Below are 445 nucleotides of genomic sequence, written 5' to 3' on the forward strand. Positions count from 1 at the left end.
ATTGAGCGTCCACTCTTATCGACTGTTGAACAAGAAGAACAGCATTTGGGGCTGTAGCTCAGCTGGTTAGAGCACCGTGTTGATAACGCGGGGGTCGTTGGTTCGAGTCCAACCAGCCCTACCAGTTAAGTAAGCAGTTCCTGTGAAAATCATCTGGCTCTGCCAGGGATTTTTGCCTGATTCCAAACAAAAGTAGGTTTTCACTTTTGTTTGTATATATTGGGGGATTAGCTCAGCTGGGAGAGCACCTGCTTTGCAAGCAGGGGGTCGTCGGTTCGATCCCGTCATCCTCCACCAAAAGTTCAAACGTAAGCCACAAGGTTTAGGTTTGGTCTTTTAGAGATTAAATGCTGTTTTGTTCTTTAACAATTTGGAAGAAGTAAAGTTTTAATCGTCTGACCGACAGGTCAGATGATGGGTAGTGATTGTAAATCGCAACAAACAA

At 44.7% G+C, this 445-nt stretch carries 2 tRNA genes; both read left to right on the plus strand.

The features are described 5' to 3' along the window. Positions 1–47: 47 nt before the first annotated feature. Positions 48–124, plus strand: a tRNA-Ile gene (locus CR105_RS27550). Between the two features lie 97 nt (positions 125–221). Continuing rightward, positions 222–297, plus strand: a tRNA-Ala gene (locus CR105_RS27555). The last annotated feature ends 148 nt before the right edge of the window (positions 298–445 follow it).

The sequence above is a fragment of the Massilia eurypsychrophila genome (assembly GCF_002760655.1).
Classification (GTDB): Bacteria; Pseudomonadota; Gammaproteobacteria; order Burkholderiales; family Burkholderiaceae_D; genus JAFCUW01.